Origin of the sequence: Collimonas rhizosphaerae (assembly GCF_038896935.1) — a bacterium.
Lineage (GTDB): Bacteria > Pseudomonadota > Gammaproteobacteria > Burkholderiales > Burkholderiaceae_D > Collimonas > Collimonas rhizosphaerae.
In genome coordinates this window covers 252,868-276,391 of sequence record NZ_JBANDC010000006.1, presented here as the reverse complement: position 1 = coordinate 276,391, position 23,524 = coordinate 252,868, and the positions used below count along the sequence as shown (strand labels likewise).

The 23,524-nt window shown below is 61.7% G+C and carries 22 protein-coding genes; 12 read left to right on the top strand and 10 right to left on the bottom strand.

Annotated elements, in window-relative coordinates; genetic code table 11:
* Position 1 precedes the first annotated feature (1 nt).
* The 6 genes from bioB to V8G57_RS11195 all read left to right on the top strand — a co-directional run bounded on the left by bioB (position 2) and on the right by V8G57_RS11195 (position 6,471).
* Positions 2-1,048: a biotin synthase BioB gene (gene bioB / locus V8G57_RS11230; RefSeq protein WP_342829448.1), complete on the top strand. Its 1,047-nt coding sequence runs from the start codon at positions 2-4 to the stop codon at positions 1,046-1,048.
* Positions 1,049-1,069: 21 nt separating this feature from the next.
* Positions 1,070-3,088 carry an acetyl/propionyl/methylcrotonyl-CoA carboxylase subunit alpha gene (locus V8G57_RS26260; RefSeq protein ID WP_425458264.1) on the top strand — a complete coding sequence of 673 codons (2,019 nt, stop codon included), beginning with the start codon at positions 1,070-1,072 and terminating at the stop codon, positions 3,086-3,088.
* Between the two features lie 147 nt (positions 3,089-3,235).
* Complete coding sequence (locus tag V8G57_RS11210; protein ID WP_342829447.1) at positions 3,236-4,177, top strand: 2-hydroxyacid dehydrogenase; 942 nt, start codon at positions 3,236-3,238, stop codon at positions 4,175-4,177.
* Between the two features lie 11 nt (positions 4,178-4,188).
* Positions 4,189-5,097, top strand: coding sequence for a hydroxymethylglutaryl-CoA lyase (locus tag V8G57_RS11205; protein WP_342829446.1), 909 nt, complete (start codon positions 4,189-4,191; stop codon positions 5,095-5,097).
* 38 nt (positions 5,098-5,135) lie between these two features.
* Positions 5,136-5,933, top strand: a complete 798-nt coding sequence (locus V8G57_RS11200) for a basic amino acid ABC transporter substrate-binding protein (protein ID WP_092395653.1) — start codon at positions 5,136-5,138, stop codon at positions 5,931-5,933.
* 55 nt (positions 5,934-5,988) lie between these two features.
* Positions 5,989-6,471 carry a YbaK/EbsC family protein gene (locus V8G57_RS11195; RefSeq protein WP_092395651.1) on the top strand — a complete coding sequence of 161 codons (483 nt, stop codon included), beginning with the start codon at positions 5,989-5,991 and terminating at the stop codon, positions 6,469-6,471.
* 20 nt (positions 6,472-6,491) lie between these two features.
* Here V8G57_RS11195 and creD read toward each other — a convergent pair whose 3' ends face one another.
* From creD to creB, 3 genes are all read right to left on the bottom strand, one after another.
* Complete coding sequence (creD, locus tag V8G57_RS11190) at positions 6,492-7,823, bottom strand: cell envelope integrity protein CreD (RefSeq protein WP_342829445.1); 1,332 nt, start codon at positions 7,821-7,823, stop codon at positions 6,492-6,494.
* A 129-nt stretch (positions 7,824-7,952) separates the two neighbouring features.
* Entirely contained in the window at positions 7,953-9,392 is a 1,440-nt protein-coding gene (gene creC / locus V8G57_RS11185; RefSeq protein WP_092395647.1) for a two-component system sensor histidine kinase CreC, read from the bottom strand.
* Positions 9,389-10,105 (bottom strand): two-component system response regulator CreB, encoded by a 717-nt coding sequence (gene creB, locus V8G57_RS11180; protein WP_342829444.1) that lies wholly within the window; start codon positions 10,103-10,105, stop codon positions 9,389-9,391. Before creB ends, creC begins: the two co-directional genes overlap by 4 nt.
* An 82-nt stretch (positions 10,106-10,187) precedes the next feature.
* Between creB and V8G57_RS11175 the strand changes: the two genes are divergently transcribed.
* From V8G57_RS11175 to V8G57_RS11165, 3 genes are all read left to right on the top strand, one after another.
* Positions 10,188-10,412: a DUF1289 domain-containing protein gene (locus V8G57_RS11175; protein ID WP_371326563.1), complete on the top strand. Its 225-nt coding sequence runs from the start codon at positions 10,188-10,190 to the stop codon at positions 10,410-10,412.
* Positions 10,409-11,326: an MBL fold metallo-hydrolase gene (locus tag V8G57_RS11170; RefSeq protein ID WP_342829443.1), complete on the top strand. Its 918-nt coding sequence runs from the start codon at positions 10,409-10,411 to the stop codon at positions 11,324-11,326. The genes V8G57_RS11175 and V8G57_RS11170 overlap by 4 nt, the downstream gene beginning before the upstream one ends.
* A gap of 133 nt (positions 11,327-11,459) precedes the next feature.
* Positions 11,460-12,419, top strand: a complete 960-nt coding sequence (locus tag V8G57_RS11165) for an NAD(P)H-dependent flavin oxidoreductase (protein ID WP_342829442.1) — start codon at positions 11,460-11,462, stop codon at positions 12,417-12,419.
* Here the strand turns inward: V8G57_RS11165 and V8G57_RS11160 are convergent, their stop codons facing one another.
* From V8G57_RS11160 to hisC, 7 genes are all read right to left on the bottom strand, one after another.
* On the bottom strand, positions 12,420-12,797 hold the full coding sequence (locus V8G57_RS11160) for a DUF1850 domain-containing protein (RefSeq protein WP_342829441.1): 378 nt from the start codon (positions 12,795-12,797) through the stop codon (positions 12,420-12,422). It abuts the gene before it with no gap.
* Between the two features lie 3 nt (positions 12,798-12,800).
* Positions 12,801-14,828 carry a TRAP transporter permease gene (locus V8G57_RS11155; RefSeq protein WP_342829440.1) on the bottom strand — a complete coding sequence of 676 codons (2,028 nt, stop codon included), beginning with the start codon at positions 14,826-14,828 and terminating at the stop codon, positions 12,801-12,803.
* Positions 14,829-14,945: 117 nt separating this feature from the next.
* Positions 14,946-15,896, bottom strand: coding sequence for a TAXI family TRAP transporter solute-binding subunit (locus V8G57_RS11150; protein ID WP_342829439.1), 951 nt, complete (start codon positions 15,894-15,896; stop codon positions 14,946-14,948).
* A 173-nt stretch (positions 15,897-16,069) separates the two neighbouring features.
* Positions 16,070-16,798, bottom strand: a complete 729-nt coding sequence (locus tag V8G57_RS11145) for an alpha/beta fold hydrolase (RefSeq protein ID WP_425458263.1) — start codon at positions 16,796-16,798, stop codon at positions 16,070-16,072.
* On the bottom strand, positions 16,798-17,538 hold the full coding sequence (locus V8G57_RS11140) for a DUF4377 domain-containing protein (protein ID WP_342829438.1): 741 nt from the start codon (positions 17,536-17,538) through the stop codon (positions 16,798-16,800). Before V8G57_RS11140 ends, V8G57_RS11145 begins: the two co-directional genes overlap by 1 nt.
* Positions 17,539-17,597: 59 nt before the next feature.
* A complete protein-coding gene (locus tag V8G57_RS11135; RefSeq protein WP_342829437.1) occupies positions 17,598-18,746 on the bottom strand; it encodes an MFS transporter in 1,149 nt (382 codons plus the stop codon).
* Between the two features lie 86 nt (positions 18,747-18,832).
* Entirely contained in the window at positions 18,833-19,921 is a 1,089-nt protein-coding gene (hisC, locus tag V8G57_RS11130; RefSeq protein ID WP_342829436.1) for a histidinol-phosphate transaminase, read from the bottom strand.
* A gap of 199 nt (positions 19,922-20,120) precedes the next feature.
* On the opposite strand from hisC, the gene V8G57_RS11125 reads away from it, so the two are divergent.
* The 3 genes from V8G57_RS11125 (at position 20,121) to V8G57_RS11115 (ending at position 23,516) form a co-directional block, all read left to right on the top strand.
* The gene (locus V8G57_RS11125; protein WP_342829435.1) at positions 20,121-20,972 is read left to right on the top strand and encodes a mechanosensitive ion channel family protein; all 852 of its coding nucleotides are present in this window, start codon (positions 20,121-20,123) and stop codon (positions 20,970-20,972) included.
* 308 nt (positions 20,973-21,280) lie between these two features.
* The gene (locus V8G57_RS11120) at positions 21,281-22,333 is read left to right on the top strand and encodes a type II asparaginase (protein ID WP_342829473.1); all 1,053 of its coding nucleotides are present in this window, start codon (positions 21,281-21,283) and stop codon (positions 22,331-22,333) included.
* A gap of 211 nt (positions 22,334-22,544) precedes the next feature.
* Positions 22,545-23,516, top strand: coding sequence for a glycosyltransferase family 2 protein (locus V8G57_RS11115; protein WP_342829434.1), 972 nt, complete (start codon positions 22,545-22,547; stop codon positions 23,514-23,516).
* Positions 23,517-23,524 lie beyond the last annotated feature (8 nt).

Genomic DNA, 23,524 nt, shown 5'->3' with positions numbered 1-23,524 from the left:
CATGTCATCGCAACCAATCACATTCCAGCCAGCCGCCAAACCGATGGTGCTGCCGGCAGACGCCAAATGGCCGGTGCAAACCGTGCTCGACCTGTTCAACCTGCCGTTCAACGAACTGCTGTTCAGGGCGCAGCAAATCCACCGCGAAAACTTCGACCCTAACGAGGTCGAACTGGCGACGCTGCTGTCGATCAAGACCGGCGGCTGCCCGGAAGATTGCGGCTACTGCCCGCAGGCGGCGCGCTACGACACCGGCGTCACCGCGCAAAAGATCCTGCCGCTCGATACCGTGCTGGAAGCTGCGCGCCAGGCCAAGGCGCACGGCGCAACCCGTTTCTGCATGGGCGCGGCATGGCGCGAGCCGAAAGACCGCGACCTGGAAAAGGTCGAAGAAATGGTGCGCGAAGTCAAGGCGCTCGGCCTGGAAACCTGCGCTACGCTGGGCATGCTGGGCGAAGGCCAGGCGGAACGCCTGAAGGGCGCCGGGCTTGACTACTACAACCACAATCTCGACACCGCGCCGGAAATCTATGGCGACATCATCACCACCCGCGATTACCAGAACCGCCTCGATACGCTCGACAGCGTGCGCGGCGCCGGCATCAAGGTGTGCTGCGGCGGCATCGTCGGCATGGGCGAATCGCGCCTGCAGCGCGCCGGCCTGGTGGCGCAGCTGGCCAACCTGGAGCCGTATCCGGAATCGGTGCCGGTGAATAACCTGGTGCAGGTCGAAGGCACGCCGCTGCACGGCATCGATCCGATCGACCTGTTCGAATTCGTGCGCACCGTGGCCGTGGCCCGCATCACCATGCCGAAGGCGCGCGTGCGCCTGTCCGCCGGCCGCCGGCAAATGGGCGAGGCGATCCAGTCGCTGTGTTTCCTGGCCGGCGCCAACTCGATTTTCTACGGCGACAAGCTGCTCACTACCGGCAATCCGGAAGTTGAAGAAGACCGCGCCTTGCTGGAAAAACTCGGCATGCATTCGCGTTCGTCGACATTCGATGCACGTTGCGAAGTGACCGCCGACAGCAACACCCAACCGCAATAAATAAAAAAAGGGGGAGACAGCATGTTTACCAAGATCCTGATTGCCAACCGCGGCGAAATCGCCTGCCGCGTGGCAGCCACCGCACGGCGCATGGGCATCAAGACCGTGGCTGTGTATTCGGATGCCGACGCCGGCGCCAAGCACGTTGCGGTATGCGACGAGGCGGTGCTGATCGGACCGGCCGCGGCCAAGGAAAGTTACCTGCGCGCCGACAAGATCATCGAAGTGGCTTTGGCTACCGGCGCGCAAGCCATCCATCCGGGCTACGGTTTCCTGTCCGAAAATGCGCAGTTTGCCCAAGCCTGCGCCAAGGCCGGCCTGGTATTCATTGGCCCGCCGGCTAGCGCCATTTCGGCGATGGGATCGAAGTCGGCCGCCAAGGAGCTGATGGAAAAGGCCAAGGTGCCGCTGGTGCCCGGTTATCACGGTGAAACCCAGGATGCCGATTTCCTGCAGCAGCAAGCCGACAAGATCACCTATCCGGTGCTGCTCAAGGCCAGCGCCGGCGGCGGCGGCAAGGGCATGCGCATCGTCGAGCAAAGCGCCGATTTCAAGGCTGCGCTGGCGTCCTGCAAACGTGAAGCGATCAACAGCTTCGGCGACGACAAGGTGCTGGTCGAACGTTACCTGACCCGTCCGCGCCATATCGAGATCCAGGTGTTTGCCGACAGCCAGGGCGATTGCGTTTACCTGTTCGAACGCGATTGCTCGGTGCAGCGGCGCCACCAGAAAGTGCTGGAAGAGGCGCCGGCGCCGGGCATGACGCCGGAACGCCGGCGCGCCATGGGCGAAGCGGCGGTGGCGGCAGCCAAGGCGGTCGGCTACGTCGGCGCCGGCACCGTGGAGTTCATCGCCAACCAGGACGGTTCTTTCTATTTCATGGAAATGAACACCCGCCTGCAGGTGGAACATCCGGTGACGGAAATGATCACCGGCCTCGACCTGGTCGAGTGGCAATTGCGGGTGGCTTCGGGCGAACCGCTGCCGCTCCGGCAGGATCAGCTGACACTCAGCGGCCATGCGCTGGAAGCGCGGATCTACGCCGAAAACCCGGACAAGGGTTTCCTGCCGTCGATAGGCACGTTGCGCCACCTGCGCACGCCTGCGGCGACCGAATTTGAAGTCAGCCAATCCAGCGCCAGCATCGTGCGCATCGATTCCGGCGTGCGCCAGGGCGACGCCATTTCGCCGTTCTACGATCCGATGATCGCCAAGCTGATTGTCTGGGGCCAGGACCGCCGGCAGGCATTGGCCGCGATGTCGACTGCGCTGGCGCAATACCAGATCGTCGGCCTCGCCAGCAACGTCAAGTTCCTGCAGCGCCTGGTCGCCGGCCAGGCGTTCTCGGAAGCGGACCTGGATACCGGCCTGATCGAACGCCATCACGCTACCTTGTTTCCCGCCGCCGTCCCGGTGGCGATCGAGGTCCTGGCGCTGGCGGCGGCATCGCTGCTGCTGTCGGAGCGCAACGCCGCCAACAATGCCGGCAGCGATCCGTGGACCAGCACCGACGGCTGGCGCCTGAACGGCAGCCTGCAGCGCCGGCTCGCCTTTGTCGACGACGGCCAGCCCAGCCCGCTCGACGTCACCTACGAAACAGGACGCTGGCTGCTGCGCCATGAGCAGTTCGAGGCACAGACCTTCAAGCAAATGACGGTGCTGCAGGAGGACGGCAACGCGATTGAAATCAGCCTGGGCGACAGGACCGTAGCCGGCACCGTGGTGCGGGAAGGCGAGCAGTTCCACGTGTTTTACGCCGGCAGCCAATACACGCTGGCGTATGTCGATCCGCTGCTGCACGCCGGCGACAGCGAAGCCGAAGGCGGCCGCCTGACCGCGCCGATGCCAGGCAAGATCGTCGCCCTGCTGGTGACGCAAGGCGAACAGGTAAAAAAAGGCGCACCATTGCTGATCATGGAAGCGATGAAAATGGAACACACCATCGCCGCCCCGGCCGACGGTCAGGTGGAAGAACTGCTGTACGCGGTAGGCGACCAGGTAAGCGAATCCGCCCAGCTGCTGGTATTCAAGGCAGCTTGACTATGCGCAAGCAGAGTTAAATGGGGTCAGAGTTTTTTTACGACAGCCTCATCGTCGTAAATTACTCTGACCCCATTTAACGGCCCACGGAGTACAAACCGTCGCATTCGTTTTGCACAAGCATCAAGATAGTTTGAGGACCAAATAGTGAAACTCCTGTTCTACGTCCCCCCCGGCAGCGGCCTGGAAAGCTGGATGGCCGACTTCAGCACCGCCCTGCCGCAAGCCGAAATCCGTTTCTGGCAGGAAGGCGACGACGCCCCGGCCGACTACGCCCTGGTCTGGCGCCCGCCGGCAGCCATGCTACGCGGCCGCAGCGACCTGAAAGCCATCTTCAACCTCGGCGCCGGCGTCGACGCCATCCTGCAGCTAGGCGACGCCATCCCGGCCAGCGTGCCGCTGATCCGCATCGACGACGGCGGCATGGCGATCCAGATGGCCGAATACGTGACGCATGCAGTCCTGGGCTATTTCCGCCGCTTCGATAAATACCGGGAACAAGCCGCACGCGGTGAATGGACGCAGCTGCCGGCTCCCGACAAGCGCGATTTCAGCGTCGGCATCCTCGGCCTGGGCGTGCTCGGCTCGCGCATTGCAGAATCGCTGGCGCATTTCGGCTTTCCCCTGAACGGCTGGAGCCGCAGTCCAAAAGACTTGCCTGGAATCTCTTGCTACGCCGGCGATGACGGCCTCGATGCTTTCCTGCGTGCATCGCGGGTGCTGGTATGCATCTTGCCTCTGACAGATTCGACGCGCGGCATCGTCAATCGCCAGAACCTGCAGAAACTGCAAACGGGCAAGGACGGCGCTTACCTGGTCAACGTTGCCCGCGGCGGCCACGTGGTCGAAGCCGACCTGCTGGCGGCGGTGCGGGAAGGGCAGGTCGCGGGAGCAACGCTGGATGTGTTCGACCATGAGCCGCTGGCGCCGGACCATCCGTTCTGGCAAGAACCGCGCATCAGCATCACGCCGCATATCTCGGCATTGTCGCTGCACCAGGACACCATCCTGCAGGTCCGCGACAAGATCCATGCACTGGAACAGGGCAACAGCGTGAACGGCGTAGTTGACCGCAGCAAAGGTTATTGAGAGGTGATGACATGACATTCCCCAGCAAGGTAAAGATCGTTGAAGTCGGCCCGCGCGACGGCTTGCAGAACGAAAAGGAAACCATCCCGGCCGACGTCAAGATCGCACTGGTCGACCAGCTCACCAAAGCCGGTTTCGTCAACATCGAAGCCGCGTCCTTCGTCTCGCCGAAATGGGTGCCGCAAATGGCGACATCGAGCGAAGTGATGGCCGCCATCCAGCGCAAGCCGGGCGTCATCTATTCGGCCCTGGTGCCGAACATGAAGGGCCTGGAAGCCGCGCTGGCGGCCGGCGCCGACGAAATGGTGATCTTCGGCGCGGCTTCGGAAGCGTTCTCGCAAAAGAACATCAATTGCTCCATCGCCGAATCGATAGAGCGCTTCCGCGACGTGGCGCAAGTCGCCAAGCAGGAAGGCAAGCGCCTGCGTGGCAGCATCAGCTGCGCTTTCGGTTGTCCGTACCAGGGCGAAGTCGGCATCGATTCGGTGGTCGACGTGCTGCATCGCTTGCGCGACCTCGGTTGCGACGAGATCGATATTGCCGACACCATCGGCGTTGCTACCCCGAACAAGGTCCATGCGGTGATGCAAAGGCTGGTGCAGGAATTTCCGATCGAACGCCTGTCCGGCCATTTCCACGATACCTACGGCCAGGCGCTGGCGAATATCTACGCCAGCCTGGAAGTCGGCATTTCGATCTATCACTCGTCCGTCGCCGGCCTGGGCGGCTGCCCGTATGCCAAGGGGGCGACCGGCAACGTGTCGTCGGAAGACGTGCTGTACCTGATGCAGGGACTCGGCATCGAGACCGGCATCGATCTCGATGCGGTAGTCGACGCCGGCCAGTTCATTTCGGCGCACCTGGGCCGCAAGGCGGTCAGCCGCGCCGGCAACGCCATCGCGGCCAAGCGCATCGCTTGAAAAATATCGTCGACTCATCAACAGGAAATGGAAATTTTATGAAACGCACCGTAATCAAGACAGCCTCCCTCATGCTCGCCGTACTGGCCCTGAGCGGACTAAGCGCATGCGGCAAGCATGAAGACAAGCCGGCGGCCGGCGCGGCGGTGAAGGAATATGTGGTCGGCACCGGCGCTACTTACGCGCCTTTCGAATATGAAAACGAGAACAAGGAGCTGGTTGGCTTCGATATCGACGTCATGAAGGCGCTGGCGGCAAAAGAAGGCATGAAGGTCAAGTTCATCAATACGCCGTTCGACGGCATTTTCACCGCGCTGGCGCAGGGCGACCGCGACATCATCATGTCCGGCCTGACGATTACCGAGAAGCGCAAGCTGACGGTCGATTTTTCAGATCCGTATTTTGAAGCGGGCCAGGTCATCGTCGTGCCGCTCGATTCGAAAATCCAGAAGATCACCGATCTCAAGCCGCTGACGGTCGGCGTCCTGCAAGGTTCGACCGGCGACGAAATGATGCAGAAGCTGTCAGGCGACAACAATGCCAATATCAAGCGTTTTGAGTCCAGCCCGCTGGCCTTGAAAGAACTTGAAACCGGCGGCGTCAGCGCCGTCATCGCCGACAAGGGCGCGGTAGTGCATTACCTGGCCAACAACCAGGTAAAGGGCATCCGCATGGTGATGGACGAGAATTTCCCGAAAGAGTTTTTCGGCATCGCGGTGAAAAAGGGCGACGCGGCGTTGCTGGCGAAAATCAACCAGGGCCTGGCCGCGATCAAGGCTGACGGCACCTACGACAAGCTGCACGCGCAATATTTCGACACCGCCAAATCCAAATAAGCTGGCCGCAGCGGCGATTTATCAGCCTGAAAATTTTCAATGAAATGAAAAGCGAATGACTACACTTCCCGACAGCGCGCAGCGCGTAGCCGACCTGCTGGCGGCAATCGGACATGACAAGCAAGTCGTGATGCTGCCGGAAACCGGCAAGACTTCAGCCGAGGCCGCCGCGGGATTGGGCTGCAGCGTCGCCGAGATCGCCAAGTCGATCGTGTTCCGGCGACTAACCGATGATGCTGCCGTGATGGTGGTGGCCAGCGGCAGCAACCGCGTCGATGAAGCCAAGGTGGCGGCGCTGGTCGGCCCGCTGGGAAAGGCCGATGCGCGTTTCGTCAAGGAGCGTATCGGCTACGCCATCGGCGGCGTCTGTCCTATCGGCCATGTCGGCAAGACGGTGATGCTGATCGATCAGGACTTGCTGGAATTGAACAGCGTCTGGGCGGCGGCGGGGCATCCGCACGCGGTGTTCAATCTGACGCCGCAGCAACTGGTGACGATGACTGCGGCGCCGGTGGCGGATGTGGCGTTGCGGGCCTGATCGGACAGGCACGGGCGTACTTAGCTGCCTTGCGCGATTTTCAGCGCGGATGTCTGATACCAGTCGATCTTGCGCGTCACGATCATGATGATCGCCAGGATTGCGAACAGCATCAGGCTGCCCAGCAACAGCGCATTGTCTTCCGAGATCAGCAGGCCATACAGCGTGCCGTACAGCAGCGTCAGCATGGCGCCGAAACCGAGGCCGCGGCGGAAGCTGCGCAGGACCTGGGCCAGATAAAATCCTAGCAGGCCGATACAGGCGGCGCTGGCGACCAGGTAAGCGATCCAAAAGGCAATGTGCTCGGACAGGCTGACCAGCAGCAGGAAGAATATCGCCAGTCCCAAGCCGACCAGCAGGTACTGGATCGGATGGATCGGCAGTTGCTTTATCGTTTCAAAAATGAAGAAACCGACAAAGGTCAGCAGCACGAACAGCAGCCCGTATTTGGTCGCCCGATCCGCCTGGGAATAGATATTCACCGGTTCGGCCAGCTGGATCTGCAGGCTTTCTATCGCGGTTTTGCCGTCGCGGCCGGTACGCAGCTCACGTTGTGCGTTGGAGGCTAGCGATGAGACTTCCCAGATAGCGTGAAATCCCTTTTCAGAGATATTGCGGACACGTGGCAAAAAACTGCCGCCGAATTGTGGATGCGGCCAGCTGGATGTCAGTTCGATGCGGTTGTTATCGCCAACTGGCGTGACCGCCAGGCTTTCGGTGCCGGCCAGGGTCAGGTCGAGTGAAAAATCCAGGCCGTCGCTCCCGGCAAGGCTGGTTGGCGACAAAGCCGCATGCATGCCCTTGCCGAAGCTGCCGGCGCCCTGTTCCAGCGCCAGCTGCTGTGTTCCCATTTTTATTGACGGCGAACCGATCAGCCCGCGCACATCGCTGATGCCGATTGCCAGGTAGGGCTGCAACAGGGTTATCTTGTCGGAAACCAGCTGTTCGGCCGACGGCAGCTGATAATCGATGCGGCCGCCGAAATGGCCTTGCAATTCGTACACAAGCACCTTGTGCAAACCGCGATAGCGTTCAGTCGGCAGCAGCTTGCCTTGCATCTGCAGATCTTTCGGGAAAAACAGGTATTCCCGGTCCTCGATACGGCTGCTATAGGTTTTTTTCCCATTGCCATCCTGGCCGGTCAATTCATCAATCTTGATTTTGTATGGCACCACCAGGACCGGTCCGGTGACGGTCTGGTTGCCGGCATAGCTGGCGGCAATTGACGCCACCGCTTCCTGGCGATAGCGCAGCCGGTCCTGCACGGTATCGTGGATCAGGCCGAGCGGGATCAGGATCAGCAAGGTCAGGAAAGCAATGGCCAGCAGTTTGAATATCAGGGGTCGGTTCATGGTCTCTCTCGGTCTGGGCAAAGTGACAGGGCGTCACGGTAAATCCGAGTGTAAGCAGAGCGTGTGAATCGATGACGGCGGCTGTGCGGCGTCAATCGGAGGGTATTGTGAAGCGAGCGTGAAGTTGGTCTAGGCCGCCTGGAACGGCAACGTCAGCCGCGCCTCGGCGCCGCCCGTGCTGCGGTTGCGCAAGGTGATCTGGCCGTGATGCAGCTGCGCCACCTGCTGCACGAAGCAGAGCCCGAGGCCGGTGCTTTTTTCATTGCTGGCGGGGCGGGGCAAAGAATAAAAACGTTCGAATACACGCTCCAGCGCATAGTCCGGGATGCCGGGACCGCTGTCCATTACGGCCAGCGTGACCACGCCGGCAACGCCGGTGTCGGCTTGTACGGTGATGACGCTGCCTGGCGGTGAAAAATCGATGGCGTTCTCAAGCAGATTGAGCAGGGCCTGGCGCAGCAGGAATAGCTCGCCGCGGATTTGCGGCAGTCCGGCCGTATTGGCGACCTGCACCGTCACTTTGGCCTGCTGCAAGCGCGGCTCCAGCAGCGCAATGACATCTGCCAGCAATTGCCCGAGATTGACGGCGACGATGTTTTCCAGCGCCTGCCGGTGTTCGATCGCCGCCAATGCCAGCATCTTTTCGATCAGCTCCGACAGCCGTTGCGACTGGCCGCGAATATTGTGGGCAAAGCGCCGCTGTTCTGCAGCGGGCAGGTCTTCATCCAGCAGCTCCGCCGCGCCGCGGATCGCCGCCAGCGGGCTTTTCATCTCATGCGTCAGGCTGTGGATGTAGTGTTCGACGTATTGCTTGCCCTCCAGCCTTTGCCGCATCGACTCCAGCGCCCGTCCCAGTTCGACGATTTCGCTGGCGCCCCTGGCCGGCGGCTGCGCCCGTTCGCCGGCAGTGACGGCGCGGGCGTAGCGCTGCAAGGCGCCCAGCGAGCGGCTGATCCACAAGGTGACCGCCAATCCCACCGCCAGCGACAGCACCAGCAGCAGGGCGCCCCAGCGCAGGATGGTCCGTTCGCTTTGCGAGATCGCCGGCTGCAAGGTGTTGTTCGGCTTGGCGACGGTGAGCACGCCGATCATCTTGCCTTGGTCGATGATGGGCGCGGCCACGTGCATGACGGTGCTGCTGTCGTCGTTGTCGACATCGCGCGTCGAGCGCACGCCGTAATTGCCGCGCAGGGTCAGGTAGACGTCGTTGCGGCGCGAGTAGTCCTGGCCGATGGCGCGTCCGGTCGAATCGAACTGCACGATCCCTTTCAGGTCGGTAACGTAGATGCGGTAATCCAGTGTGGTCTTGCGGAAGCTCCAGATCTTGGCGTTGATGTCGCGATGGGCGTATTCGCGCACCCGGCTGGCGAAGTTGCCGTCGGCGATGCGGTTCTGCTTCATGTCGTCGGCGGCCAGCTCGGCCAGGATGTTGGCAGTGTCCACCAGCGTGTCTTCCATCGCCTGCCGCACCGCCGGCTTGACCTCGGCCAGGAACACGCGCTGGATGAACACGCCGGCCAGCCCGACGATCAGGAAATAGCCGAGCAGGATGCGGATGCCGAGTTTCACGTGCTCGCCTGCTTGCCGTTCGGCGCCAGTTCTATCGAATAACCGAGGCCGCGATGGGTGTGGATAGGATCCGCGGCCGGCGCCACGGCTTTCAGTTTGATGCGCAAGGTCTTGACGTGGGTGTCGACGGTGCGGTCGGTGCTGTCGGGGGCATCGCGCCAGATCGAGTCCATCAGCTGCTGGCGGGTAAAGATGCCGCCCGGCCGGCTCAGCAGCATGTTCAGCAGCAGGTATTCGTAGCGCGTCAGCTGCAAGGCGTGGCCGCCGTAGCGGATGCGCATGCCGGCCTGGTCAAGCTCGAATTCGCCCAGCACGGCTGGCGGCGATGCGCTTGCGTCCGCGGCCGGCGCGGGATTCAGGCGGCGCAGCACGACCCGGATGCGGGCCGCCAGTTCGCGCGGCGAGAATGGCTTGACCATGTAATCGTCGGCGCCGATTTCGAGGCCGATCAAACGGTCGATTTCACTGCCGCGCGCGGTAAGGAAAATCACCGGCAGCGAAGAAAACTTGCGCAGCTCGCGGCAGACGTCGAAGCCGCTCATGTCGGGCAGGCCGACGTCCAGCACCGCCAGGTCGAAGCGGCCGCTGCGCGCCTGTTGCAGGGCGGCGCTGCCGAGCAGGCAGTGCTGCACCTGGAAACCTTCGCTGCTGAGGGCATAGATCACCGTGTCGGCAATCGCGCTTTCGTCTTCAGCCAGTAGAATATTGAGCATGCAGGTGGTCGCCATGGAGAGCTGTGGTGTCGCGTATTATAGGAATAAGCAACGGACAACCATCAGGATATTTCGAGACAGCGTGGAAAACAAGCAAATCAAGCCGGCCGGCGGCGCACTCAGCCAGGATCACGGCCCGGATTACAGCGCATCGCCCTGCATCAACGTGTGCGTGATGAACGCGGCCAGCGGCTTGTGCGACGGCTGCCTGCGCACCCTGGATGAAATTGCCGCCTGGAGCTGCGCCAGCGATGAACAGAAACGCCGCATCTGGCTGCAGATCAGGCAGCGGCGGGCGGCGGCATGACGGTGCTGCAATTGCCGCCGACCATGCGCGTGCTGGAGCGCGGCTGGCTGTCCTCCAATAACATCCTGTTCCTGGGACTTGAACAGACGGCGCTGGTCGACAGCGGTTACCTGAGCCATGCGGCGCAAACCGTGGCGCTGGTGGCGCACGGCTTGCAGGGGCGGCCGCTGGACCGTTTGCTGAACACCCATCTGCATTCCGACCATTGCGGCGGCAATGCCGCCTTGCAACTGGCTTACCGCTGCCACACCGCGATCCCGGCCGGGCAAGCCGAGCAGGTGCGCAGCTGGGACCAGGACGCGCTGAGCTACAGCGGCACCGGCCAGCAGTGCGCGCGTTTCAGTTTCGACGCCACCCTGCAGGCGGGCGACCTGCTGACGCTGGGCGATCTGCAATGGCAGGTGCTGGCGGCAGCCGGGCATGATCCGCATTCCCTGATTTTTTATTGCCAGGAGCATGGCGTCCTGATTTCCGCCGACGCCTTGTGGGAAAACGGTTTCGGCGTGATTTTCCCGGAACTGGACGGCGAATCGGGTTTTGCTGAAGAGCGGGCGACGCTGGAGTTGATCGCCACCCTGGACGTGAAGCTGGTGATTCCCGGCCATGGCAGTCCGTTCAGCGGCGTTGCCGCCGCGCTGGATACGGCGTTTTCGCGCCTGGACTACCTGGCCGCGGATCCGCAGCGCAATGCGCAGAACGCTATCAAGGTCTTGCTGAAATTCCTGCTGCTGGAGCGGCAGCAGATCAAATTGGCCGAGGTCCAGCCGATGCTGACGGCCTTGCCGCTGGTGGCGGCCGCCAACCGGCGTTACCTGCAGCTCAATGAAGCCGACCTGGGCGCATGGACGGTGGCGCAGCTGGTGCGCGCCGGCGCGGCTGAAATACGCGACGGTTTTTTGTGCAATCGACATTGAACCGCCTTGCAGCGGTAACCGGGAGGGCAGGCCGGGCCTGGGTTTTAGAGGACAAAATCTAGCACGATCGTACTTTTTGTCCGCGTTTTCTCCCTATAATAAAAACTCTTGATATCTACTACCAGAGGTCGTCATGGCATTGCCAGCAGCGTTGCAAAACCTGAGCTTACCCGTCATCGGCTCGCCGATGTTCATCGCCAGCGGCCCGGCCCTGGTGGCCGCCCAATGCAAGGCGGGCATTGTCGGCTCGTTCCCGGCGCTGAACGCCCGGCCGGCGGAGTTGCTCGATACCTGGCTGACCGACCTGCAGGCTGAAATGGCGGCCTACCAGGCTGAACATCCGAATGCAAAAGTGGGGCCGATCGCGGTCAACCAGATCGTCCATCAATCGAACGACCGCCTGGCGCATGACGTCGCCGTCTGCGTCAAGCACCGGGTGCCGATCATCATCTCCAGCCTGCGCGCGCCGCCGCCGGAAATGATGGATGCGATCCACGGCTACGGCGGCATCGTGCTGCATGACGTGATTTCGATCCGCCACGCGCAAAAGGCGCTGGAAGCCGGCGTCGACGGCCTGATCCTGGTGGCGGCCGGCGCCGGCGGCCATGCCGGGCCGTTGTCGCCGTTTGCGCTGGTGGGCGAAGTGCGTAAATTCTTCAAGGGACCGATCGCTCTGTCGGGCGCCATCGCCACCGGCGATGCGATCCTGGCAGCGCAGGCGATGGGCGCCGATTTCGCCTACATCGGCTCGCGCTGGCTGGCGACCAAGGAAGCCCATGTCGACGACGCCTATCGCCAGGCGATCGTGGAATCGACAGCAGCCGACGTGGTGTACACCAACCTGTTCACCGGGGTCCACGGCAACTACCTGAAAAAGTCGATCGTCAACGCCGGCCTCGATCCTGACAACCTGCCGGAAGCGGATAAATCGAAGATGAATTTCGGCTCGGGCGGCACCGGCGCCAAAGCCTGGCGCGATATCTGGGGCGCCGGCCAGGGCGTGGGCCTGATGGACGATGTGCCCAGCGTGGCGCAGATGGTGGATCGTTTGCAGACCGAATACCAGGCTGCGCGCCAGCGCTTGGCGCTGTAATCAGTTCGCCTGCATGTTTTTATCGCAGGCCCATAATCTCGTAACTGCCGCCGTCGGCGGTACGATCCCAGTCAATGACTGGCAGCGATCCCGGGTGCAGAATTGATAGTCAGGCGTGAATTCTGAACGCGTCAGCAGCAATTCCGGCATGGCTTGCCGGGGTTGCCAACGCCAGAACCCGTCTTTCAATACGCTCGCAAGCGGCGGCTCCATGCCCGCGCCGCTGCCTTGCACGCGAGCTTCTTCCAGCACCAGTGCACCGGCTTCCACGCGATAACTCTCTTCCCAGCGGATTTTTTCCACCGAGTGCTGCCAAGCCAGCGTAAAGCTGGCAATGGCGAGCACGGCTTTAGCGCTGCCGCTGGCCAGGCAGAGCATGATTCATGACCGGCTTTGCGCAGACATGGGGACAGCGGCAGCATTGCGCCAACGCCACCAATGCTGCACCAATAAAACCAGGGCGACGGCAAAACCCGATTCATCGCTAAACGGCAGCTTCACCACCAGCACGCAGGCGGCGGCAATCATTGCGATGCGTTCCCACCAGGCCAGGCGTCCGCGCCAAAAACCAATCGTTCCCATGCCCCATAAAGTCACTGCCAGCAAGGCCTTGACACTGATGTAAGCAATCGCGCCCCAGGTCGGATCGCCTTGCAGCATCAACGCCGGGTCGTATACGGCCATGAAAGGCACCAGGAACCCGGCAATCGCAATTTGCAACGCCTTCATGCCGATCGCCATGCCGGAAGCGCGCGCGATGGGCGATGCGGCAAAAGCGGCGAGCGCGACCGGCGGCGTCAGGTCTGCCATGATGCCGAAGTAAAAGACAAACATGTGGGATACGATCAAAGGCACACCCAAATCCAGCAATGCAGGTGCGGCAATGGAGCTGGTGATGATGTAGTTGGGAATGGTGGGGATCCCCATGCCCAGCACCAGGCATGTCAGCATCGTCAGCAGCAGCGACAGCATCAAGCTATGCTCGCCGAGGTCGATGATGTGGCCGGCAACCGTGGTGGCGACGCCGGTCAGGGAAATGACGCCGATGATCACGCCGACCAGGGCGCAAGCGATGCCGACAGGCAAAGCATGCAAAGCGCCGTGATACAAGGCATCTACCGCGGTTTTGAGGACGCCGCGGTCGCGTCCCAGGAAAATCAGCACGGCCAGCACGGTCACCACGGCAAAAATCGCTGTAACCCCGTATTGATTGAACGTCGCGCAAGCCGCACCCAAAGCGAGCCAGAACATCACGCGCCATAGCGTTGCGCTGATCCGCGACGCCAGGCCGCTGCCGAGGATCAGCACCACTGTCAAAGCCAGGCCCACCATGCCGGAAAACAGCGGCGTGAAGCCTGAGAACAGGAGCGCGACCAAGACCGCAAGCGGCAGCAATAAATACCAGCGTGCGCGCAATGCGGCCAGGGGATTGGGGCAATCTTCCTTTGCCAGTCCCTTCAAGCCTGCGCGGCCGGCTTCCAGGTGCACCATCCAGAATACAGTGAAGAAATACAGCAAGGCAGGGATCAGGGCTGCCTTGGTGATATCCAGGTAGGGGACATTGATCGTTTCCGCCATGATGAAAGCCACCGCTCCCATGACTGGCGGCATGATCTGCCCGCCCATCGAACTGGTGGCTTCCACTGCGCCGGCAAACTCGCTGCGATAGCCGAAGCGTTTCATCAGCGGAATCGTGAACTGGCCGGTGCTGACCACGTTTGCAACGCCGGAGCCGTTGATGGTGCCCATCAAGCCGGAGGAAATCACCGACACTTTTCCCGGCCCGCCGCGCGAGCTGCCGACCAGGCCAAGCGCCAGATCGTTGAACAATTTCAGCATGCCTGCCTGTTCCAGGAAAGCGCCGAATAAAATGAACAAGAAGATATAGCCTGACGACACATAGGTCGGCGTGCCATACAAACCTTCTGTACCAAAGGCCAGCTGCGAAATCACTTGTTCCAGGCTGTAGCCGCGATGCTGGAAGCTGCCGGGCAGATATTCGCCAAACAAGGCATAGGCTAGAAATGCCAGGCAGATGCCCGGCAATGCCCAGCCCATCATGCGGCGCGAAGCATCGAATACCAGTATCAGCGTGGCGATGCCGATGATCCAGTCCCATTGATTGAGCTCGCCGGCCCGCAAAATCAACTCGCCTTCGTATATCCAGTGGTAAAACGCCAGGCCCAGGCCGCACAGGCCAAGCGCGATGCCCAGCCAGCCGGGGCGTTCCTGTTTCACGCCGCGCAAATCGTATTGGCAGTAAATCAGCAGAAATAAAAAGCCGACATGCAGTGCGCGCACCACGGTTGTGGAAACGGGGCTGAACGCTGCCGTGACAAGCTGAAATGCGGAAAACGCCAAAGCGCCGTAAAACAGCAGCCAGAATAGGCGTGACGGGGATTGTTCCATGCGAGACTCCTGAATTGTTTTCGCGCCGGGCGTAAGGGAAAAGCAGATCGCATGCGCCCGGCAGGCTCCGCTGTGGCAGCCTTGGCTTGCGGCTTTGTCGTGCAGCCGCGAATTGTTTTAATCGATCAAGCCTTTTTCACGGAAATAGCGTTCCGCGCCAGGATGAAAAGGAATCGGCAAGCCGCTGGCTGCATTGGCCAAGGCGATCGTTTTCGCTGCGTTATGCGCATTGCCCAACTGATCGATATTGTCGTAAAGCTGCCTGGTCATTTCATACGCCGTAGCTGCCGTCACCTTGTCATGCGTTACCAGAATATTGTTGATCGCCACGGTTGGCACGGCCGCATCCTGGCCGGTGTAGGTTTTTGCCGGCAGGCTGGATGCCTGGTAGGCCGGATTGCCGATCTTGGCGACGACATCTGCCGGCACGGGGATGAAGACCACGGGAATTGTGGTCGACAGGTCGCGGAAAGCAGCCATGCCCAGGCCGGATGATTGCAGCGTGGCGTCCAGTTGGCGATTCTTCATCAGCTCGACCGATTCGGAATACGGCAGGAATTCAGTCTTTGCAAAATCTGCGTATTTCAGGCCGGCAGCGGCAAACACCGCGCGGGCATTGAGTTCGGTACCCGATTTCGGCGCTCCGACGGAAATGCGTTTGCCTTTCAAGTCGGCCAAGGTGCGGATGCCGCTGTCGGCGCGGGCAACGATGTGGATGTAGTTGGGATAAATTGCGCCAATCGCGCGGATTTTCTTCAATGGCTTGGGAAAGCCGGCTTCGGCCACGCCGGTCCAGGCATCGTTGACGCTGTCGGCCAAGGCAAAGCCGATTTCACCGCGGCCGCGTTCGAGCAAATTCAGATTTTCCACCGATGCCTTGGTGGCTTGCACCTGGATTTTGGCCTCGGGCAGGGCTTTGCCATATAGCTGCGACATGGCGACACCGAGCGGGTAATAGACACCGCTGGAACCGCCGGTCAAAACATTGACGAATTGCTGCTGCGCATGGGCTGCCGTGGCAGGAACGCCGAGGCATGCGGCAAAAATGAGAGTGTGGGCCAACTTCATGACGGTCTCCTTGATTATTAAAAAAACAAGGTTGATACCCTACCATCAAAAAGTGGTCTTTTTACTATCTTGGGATATTTATATTATCGAAAGATCATCTTTTTTTAAAATCCAATATTGCGTTATGGCAACTTATGGCGACAACATGATCTGACCGGTCCTGTAGCGGGATATCAGCGATTGACTGACTGCGACAGCCAGCCGGACAGGATCTGCAGCAATTCCCCGGGTTTCTCCAGCGGCGTCATATGGCCGCAGTCCTCGATCACTACCATGCCGGCGGCGGGAATCCGGGCCGCCATCAGCTCTGCTTCGGCGATGCTGCTGAGCTGGTCGTTGCTGCTGGCGACAACCAGCGTCGGGCAGCGGATGTTCTCCAGTTCGGCGTAACCATCGCTGCGCAGCGCCGACAACTGGCGGATGAAGACTTCCTTGCCGTTGCGCAGAGCCATCGCCTGCAGGCGGTCCAGCAATACCCGGTCATGCGCCCGGTCCGGGTGCAGCGACGATGCCAGCGCGCGGCTGGTCAAGCCCTTGAACGGCACTTGCCTGGCCAGTTCCAGCTGCATCCGGTTGCCGGCGATTTCACGCGGATCCTGCTGGCGCGCCGAAGTATTCAGCAAGGCCAGCGCGATCACCCGTTGCGGCGCCTGCTGCATGATGGCCTGCGCCACGTAGCCGCCCATCGAAAAACCGACCAGCACGAAACGCGGCGGCGCGTTTTGCAAGACGCGCGCCGCCATGGCGCTGATCGAATCATCCTGGCCGAGATCGCCGAAATGCAGCTGGCCCAGCTGCGCCAGGCCGTCGCGCATGTCGTCCCACAGGGTCTGGTCCAGCATGAAGCCGGGCAGCAGCAACAGCTGCGGCAAGCCGTGGTCGTGGTTATCAGGCAGCGCCATTATTTCTTGACCACTTCCTGTTCCACTACCATGTCGAGGGTCCACTTGACGGAGCTGGCGTCGGCCGGCGGATTGGCGACCTGCTCTTCGAGGATGCGCAGGCGGTAAGCGATGCCGGGTTCAAAATTGAAGCCCTGGATATTGCCGTACCAGAGCTGCCATGGATCTTCCTTGCGTTCGCGGACCTGCAGGCAGGTGGTGCGCATGACGTCGGCGCTGCAAGGGACCTTCTGCGATGCGATGTAAACGAACTTGATCTTGGCCGCGGCGCCCGGTTTTTCGCGCGCATGGAAACGCATGACCTGGCCATCCAGGGTTTTCATTTCCATCTGCTGGCCGGTTATTGCGTATTGATTGACTGCCTGCAGCTTGTCGAGGAAATCGGCCTCGAACTGCATCGCCGGTTCAGGGCAAGCCATGCGGGTGGTGACTGCCTCGACGATCGTCAGCTGGCCTGGGCCGCGCACCGAGTAGGGTGCTGAGAACTGGTTGCAGCCGGCGCGGCCGCTGACGCGTCCCTTGCCGTTTTCCTGGCTGAAATTCAGGATCACCGGCTCGCCGTTGTCGCCGTGCGGCACGGCATGCCCGGTCCAGTTGGTCAGTTCCCAGCGCGACGCTGCCAGCGCTGCATCGCTGGCGGCCGTGGACTGGGTGCTGGCGCAGGCCGCCAGGGCAAGGCCGGCAGCGGCGCCAAGCGCCAGGCAGCGGACCAGGGAACGGGGAAACGAGGCAAGCGTCATGTGGACTCCATGCAGTAGGTTGGCGTACAAACGCGAGCGGATATTTTAGCGTAACGACATCATTCGAGCCATCTGGCGCGGCCGGCCGCCAGCGCCACCGCAATGCAGAGCACGCCTACCAGCGACAAGGCCGCGGGCAGGCCGAAGCCATGCGCCAGGAAGCCGATGATCGGCGGCCCGATCAGGCCGCCGGTATAGCCCATGGTGGTGACGCCGGCCAGCGCGGTCGGGCCGTGGCGGCCGGCGGCGCTGAAGATGAAAGGGAAGATGGTGGCAACGCCAGCGCCGGTCAGGGCAAAACCGGCGATGGCGAGCGGCGCCTGGCTGGCGAGCAGGGCGACCAGCATGCCGAGGCCCGCCGTCAAGGCGCCGCCGGCCACCACGCGGCGGGCGCCGAACGATTCCTTCAGCTTGTCGCCGATTATGCGCGTCAGCAGCATCATGGCGGCGAAGCAGGCAAACGCCAGCGGCGCCACGCCGTCGCTGGCAGACAGGCGGTCTTTCATGTAGACCCCGCTCCAGTCGGCCACCGAACCTTCGACGATCGCGCCGCCGAAGGCGACCACGCCGAGCGCAATCAGCGGGCCGTGCGGCAGCGCGAAGTGTTTTTTGCCGGCGATGAATTGCGGCCGGTCATTCGGCAAGGCGCGATAGCACAGGCGCAGCGGAACCAGCACACACAGAGCAACCAGGCCGAAGTGCAGCAGCGGCCTGATTTCCATGCCGGCGATGGCGCTGCCGAGCAGGGCGCCGGACAGCGTGCCGACGCAAAACCAGGCATGCAGCTGCGACATGATCGAGCGTCCGGCAAGCCTTTCCGCTTCGGCGCCGAGCGCATTGATGGCCACATTGAAGCAGCTGGAACAGACCCCCAGGCACAGCATCGCCAGCATCAGCCATGGCAGCGACGGCGCCAGCGCCAGGCAAGGAATGGTCGCCAGCAGCGCCAGGCCGGCGTACCAGCAGGCGCGGCGCGCGCCGTAATGGCCTACCAGCCAGGCCGCCAGCGGAAAAGAGCCGACTGCGCCGATGCCGCCGCCCAGCAGGAACAGGCTGAGGCTGGCGGGATCGAGCTGCAGGTTGTCGCGCAGCGCCGGGATGCGCGACACCCAGCTGGCGTAGATCACGCCCAGCAACAGGAACAGCAGCGGCAGGGCGGCCTGGCGCATGCGGGTGTCGACGGCGGGCGGCGCTATTGGGATGGACATTGCGGAAGGAGTTGGAAGCCGGTGGAAACAGCGAAATAACAGCGAAATGGCGATGGATGGCGGCGCACCGCCATCCACGGCGAGGATCAGAAATCGGCCGGCATGTCTTCCAGGTGCGCCTGCAAGGCGTCCAGCAGCGCCTGGCAAGCTTCATCCGTGCCCACGGTGATGCGCAGGAACTGCGCGATGCGGGCACTGCCGAAATGACGCACGATGATGCCGTCGGCGCGCAGGCGGGCGGCAAGCTTGGCGCCGTCGTGGCGCGGATGGCGGGCGAACACGAAGTTGGCGGCCGACGGCAGCACGTCGAAGCCGAGCGCGGCCAGGCCGCCGACCAGGCGCTCGCGGCTGGCGATGACGGCTTGCCGGGTTTTGTCGAAATGCGCCTGGTCCTTGATCGCCGCCGTGGCGCCGACGATCGCCATGCGGTCCAGCGGATAGGAGTTGAAACTGTTCTTGACCCGCTCCAGCGCCGTGATCAGGTCCGGGTGGCCGATCGCAAAGCCGACCCGCAAGCCGGCCAGCGAACGCGACTTGGACAAGGTCTGCACCACCAGCAGGTTGGGGTAGCGCGCCACCAGCGGGATAGCGCTGTCGCCGCCGAAATCGACATAGGCTTCATCCACGATCACCACGCAGTCGGGCTGGCCGGCGACCAGCCTTTCCACTTCGTCCAGCGGCAGCAGGCAGCCGGTAGGCGCATTCGGGTTGGGGAAGATGACGCCGCCGGCGGCGGTGTCCAGGTAGTCGTCGACCCGCAACGAAAAATCTTCGGCCAGCGGCACGGTGCGGTAAGCCACCTGGTACAGGCCGCAGTAGGTTGGATAAAAACTGTAGCTGATGTCCGGGAACAGGATCGCCTGTTCATGCTGCAGCAAAGCCTGGAAGGCATGCGCCAGCACTTCGTCGGAACCGTTGCCGACGAACACGTGGGCCGGCGTGATGCCGTGCGCGGCGTTCTGCTCGGCCAGCGCCAGCTTGAGCGGCTCGGCGTCCGGGTTCGGATACAGCCGCAGGTTGTCGCCCAGTTCGGCGCGCATGGCTTCCAGCGCCAGCGGCGACGGACCATACGGGTTTTCATTGGTGTTGAGCTTGACCAGCTTGCTCAGCTTCGGTTGTTCGCCGGGGGTGTAAGGCGTCAGGCGGCTGACGATGGGACTCCAGAATTTGCTCATTGTGTCGCTAAAGAAGGTAAGGGCTGCTGCTGCGCGGGTTGGCGAATCAGCCATATGGTAGCAAACCCGGCGCGGTCTGGCTGGGATTCGCGGGTTGTGCCGGGAGCAACTGGTAACATACAGGGCTCGATACGCGGATCTAGTGGGCTGCAACAGCCCACTGGCCTGCGCTATTTCATACAAGCAACAGGAGCTGCCCTTGAACATATTAGCCGTCAACCAACTCTCTTCGATCTGGAATTTCCTGCTCGAATCGTCCTTGCACTACGGCCTCAATGCGGTGCTGGCAATCTTCACGCTGGCAGTCGGCTGGTGGCTGTCGTCGCGTTTCGCCAATGCGCTCGACCGGGTCATGCTGCGCGCCAGCCTGGACGCCACCCTGCGTCCGGTGCTGCGCAGCCTGCTGCTGTGGCTGGTGCGCCTGGTCACGCTGGTTGCCGTGCTCGGCCAGTTCGGCGTGCAGACCGCCAGCATCGTCGCCGTCCTGGGCGCCGCCAGCTTGGCGATCGGCCTGGCTTTGCAGGGGACTTTGCAAAACATCGCGGCCGGCATGATGCTGCTGTTGCTGCGGCCGTTCCAGGTCGGCGAATACATCTCCAACGGCAGCATCGAAGGCACCGTCGATGAAATCGGCCTGTTTGCCACCAAGCTGACCAAGGCCGACGGCATCTGCCTGTTCGCGCCGAACAACCAGCTGTGGAACAGCGCGCTGACCAACTTCAGCCGCAACAATACGCGCCGCATCGACATGCCGGTCGGCATCAGCTACAAGGACAATCCGGCGGTCGCGATCCAGGCCCTGAAGGAACTGCTGCTGGCGGACGAGCGCATCCTGGCGGCGCCGGCGCCGTTCGTGGTGGTCACCGACCACGCCGACAGTGCGGTCATGCTCAATCTGCGGGCATGGACCACGACTTCCCAATATTGGGATGTACGCTGGTCGATCGCCCAAAAAGTCCAGGCCGCGCTGGCGGCGGTGAACTGCACGATCCCGTTCCCGATGCGCGAGCTGCATATCACGCGTGAAGCGGAAGCCAAGCTTGCCGCGTGACGGGCGTGCTTCTTGCTCATGGATTGCTCGTTGATTGCTAGTTGATTTTTTGGCAGGAAACCGATCCGGTTAAGCCTTTTCTTATTGAAGTGATTGCATATAATAATTATGCATAATCCTATGCATAAATGGCATTAGATCGCTTTGCCGACTTTAGCTACAGTTCCGCGGCGCGGCAGCGCGTTGCAGAACGTTGAAATGCCGCGTGACCGCTTTCGGCTCAGCCGGCGGTCCACAACAATCAACAGATCAGGAGATTTATGTCTACCCGCAAACTTACACTGCGTACCCTCAATTCCTACGCATTGATGATGTTCGGCGCCTTGTTGCTGTCCACTTCCGTGGCGCATGCGCAGGACAGCCAGGCCAAACTGCCTAACGTGATGATCCTGGCTACCGGCGGCACCATTGCCGGCACCGGCGCCGACAGCACCACCACGGTCGGCTATACCTCGGCCACCGTCGGCGTTGAGAAACTGATCGCAGCGGTTCCTGAGCTGAAGAAAGTCGCCAATGTCAAAGGCGAGCAGGTATTCCAGATCGCCAGCGAAAGCATGACCAACGACCACTGGCTGAAGCTGGCCAAGCGCGTCAACACCTTGCTGGCGCAACCGGACGTGGACGGCATCGTCATCACCCACGGCACTGACACGATCGAAGAAACCGCTTATTTCCTCGACCTCACCGTCAAGAGCCGCAAGCCGGTAGTGGTGGTCGGCGCCATGCGTCCATCGACCGCGATTTCCGCCGACGGCCCGATCAACCTGTACAACGCCGTGCTGCTGGCTGGCAGCAAGGATGCCATCGGCAAGGGCGTGCTGGTTTCGCTCAACGACCAGATCAACTCCGCGCGCGAAGTGAGCAAGACCAACACGTCGACGACCGACACGTTCAAGTCGACCGAACTCGGCATGCTGGGTTATATCCAGGGCAACAAGGCGTATTTCTACCGGCAATCGACCCGCAAGAACACGGTCGACACCGAGTTCGACGTCAGCAAGCTGGACGTGCTGCCGCAGGTTGACATCATCTACGGCTACGCCAACATGACCCGCGCCGCGCTCGACGCCCAGGTCGCCTCCGGCGCCAAGGGCATCATCCAGGCCGGCGTCGGCGACGGCAGCATTGCCGCGCAAATGAAAACGCCGCTGGTTGAAGCACGCAAGAAGGGTGTGATCATTGTCCGCGCCAGCCGCGTCGGCCAGGGCATCGTGGCGCGCAACGGCGAAGCCAACGATGATGAACTCGATTTTGTAGTGGCTGACACGCTGAATGCGCAAAAAGCACGCATCCTGCTGATGCTGGCGCTGACCAAGACCAGCAACACCAAAGAAATCCAGCGCATGTTCTACACTTACTGATTGTCGTGTTGCAAGCCGAGGCGGCGCTGGCCGTCCCGGCTGCAGGCCCAGGCAAGTAAAAGCCGGCTGAATCGGATTGACGATTTGGCCGGCTTTTGCGTTTACCGCGCTGCTCGCCTGCAACAGCGCTTGCAGCAAGGGTTTTGCGCTGTTTCCGGGCAGAATGATGCTAATATGAGCAGACGTACAAGTGATAATCCCAGACCAGGCAATGCACGTTAACTCCCCAGACCAAGCGCCACACAAGCCACTGTTATCGCTGGTGGTCCCCTTTTACAACGAGAGCGCTGCCGTTGCCTGTTTCTTCCAGCGGATAACGCCCATACTGGCCGTCCTCGACACGCTCGATTACGAGATCGTCTGCATCAACGACGGCAGCGCCGACGATACCTTGGCGCAGCTGATCGCCATCGCCGACCGCGACCGCCGGGTACGGGTGATCGACCTGTCGCGCAATTTCGGCAAGGAAGCTGCCCTGACCGCAGGCTTGAACGAAGCATTGGGCGACGCCGTGATTCCCATCGATGCGGACCTGCAGGATCCGCCCGAAGTGATTCCGCTGCTGGTCGAACAATGGCGCAACGGCTACGAAGTGGTGCTGGCCAAACGCGCCAACCGCGATAGCGATTCCTACATGAAGCGCAAGACCGCCGGCATGTTTTACCGTTTGTACAATGCGGTCTCGGACATCAAGCTGCCTGAGAACGTTGGGGATTTCCGCCTGGTCGACCGGCAAGTGCTGGATGCGCTCAAGCAGCTGCCGGAAAACCGGCGCTTCATGAAAGGGCTGTTTGCCTGGGTCGGCTTCAAGACCGTCACGGTGGAATACGCGCGCGAAGCGCGCAGCGCCGGAGAGTCGAAATTTTCCGGCTGGCGCCTGTGGAATTTTGCGCTGGAAGGCATCACCAGTTTCAGTACCGTGCCTTTGCGCTGGTGGACTTATTTCGGTTCGGCGATTTCACTGTTCGCCTTTATCTACGGCCTGGTGATCATTTTCAAGACGCTGATCCACGGCATCGACATGCCGGGTTATGCATCCATCCTGACGGTGGTGCTGTTCCTCGGCGGGATCCAGCTGATCGGCATCGGCGTCCTCGGTGAATATATGGGCAGGACCTACCTGGAATCAAAAGGCCGCCCGATTTACCTGATTCGCCGCCGCTACCAGAAAACCGAAGACTAGCAGCAGGA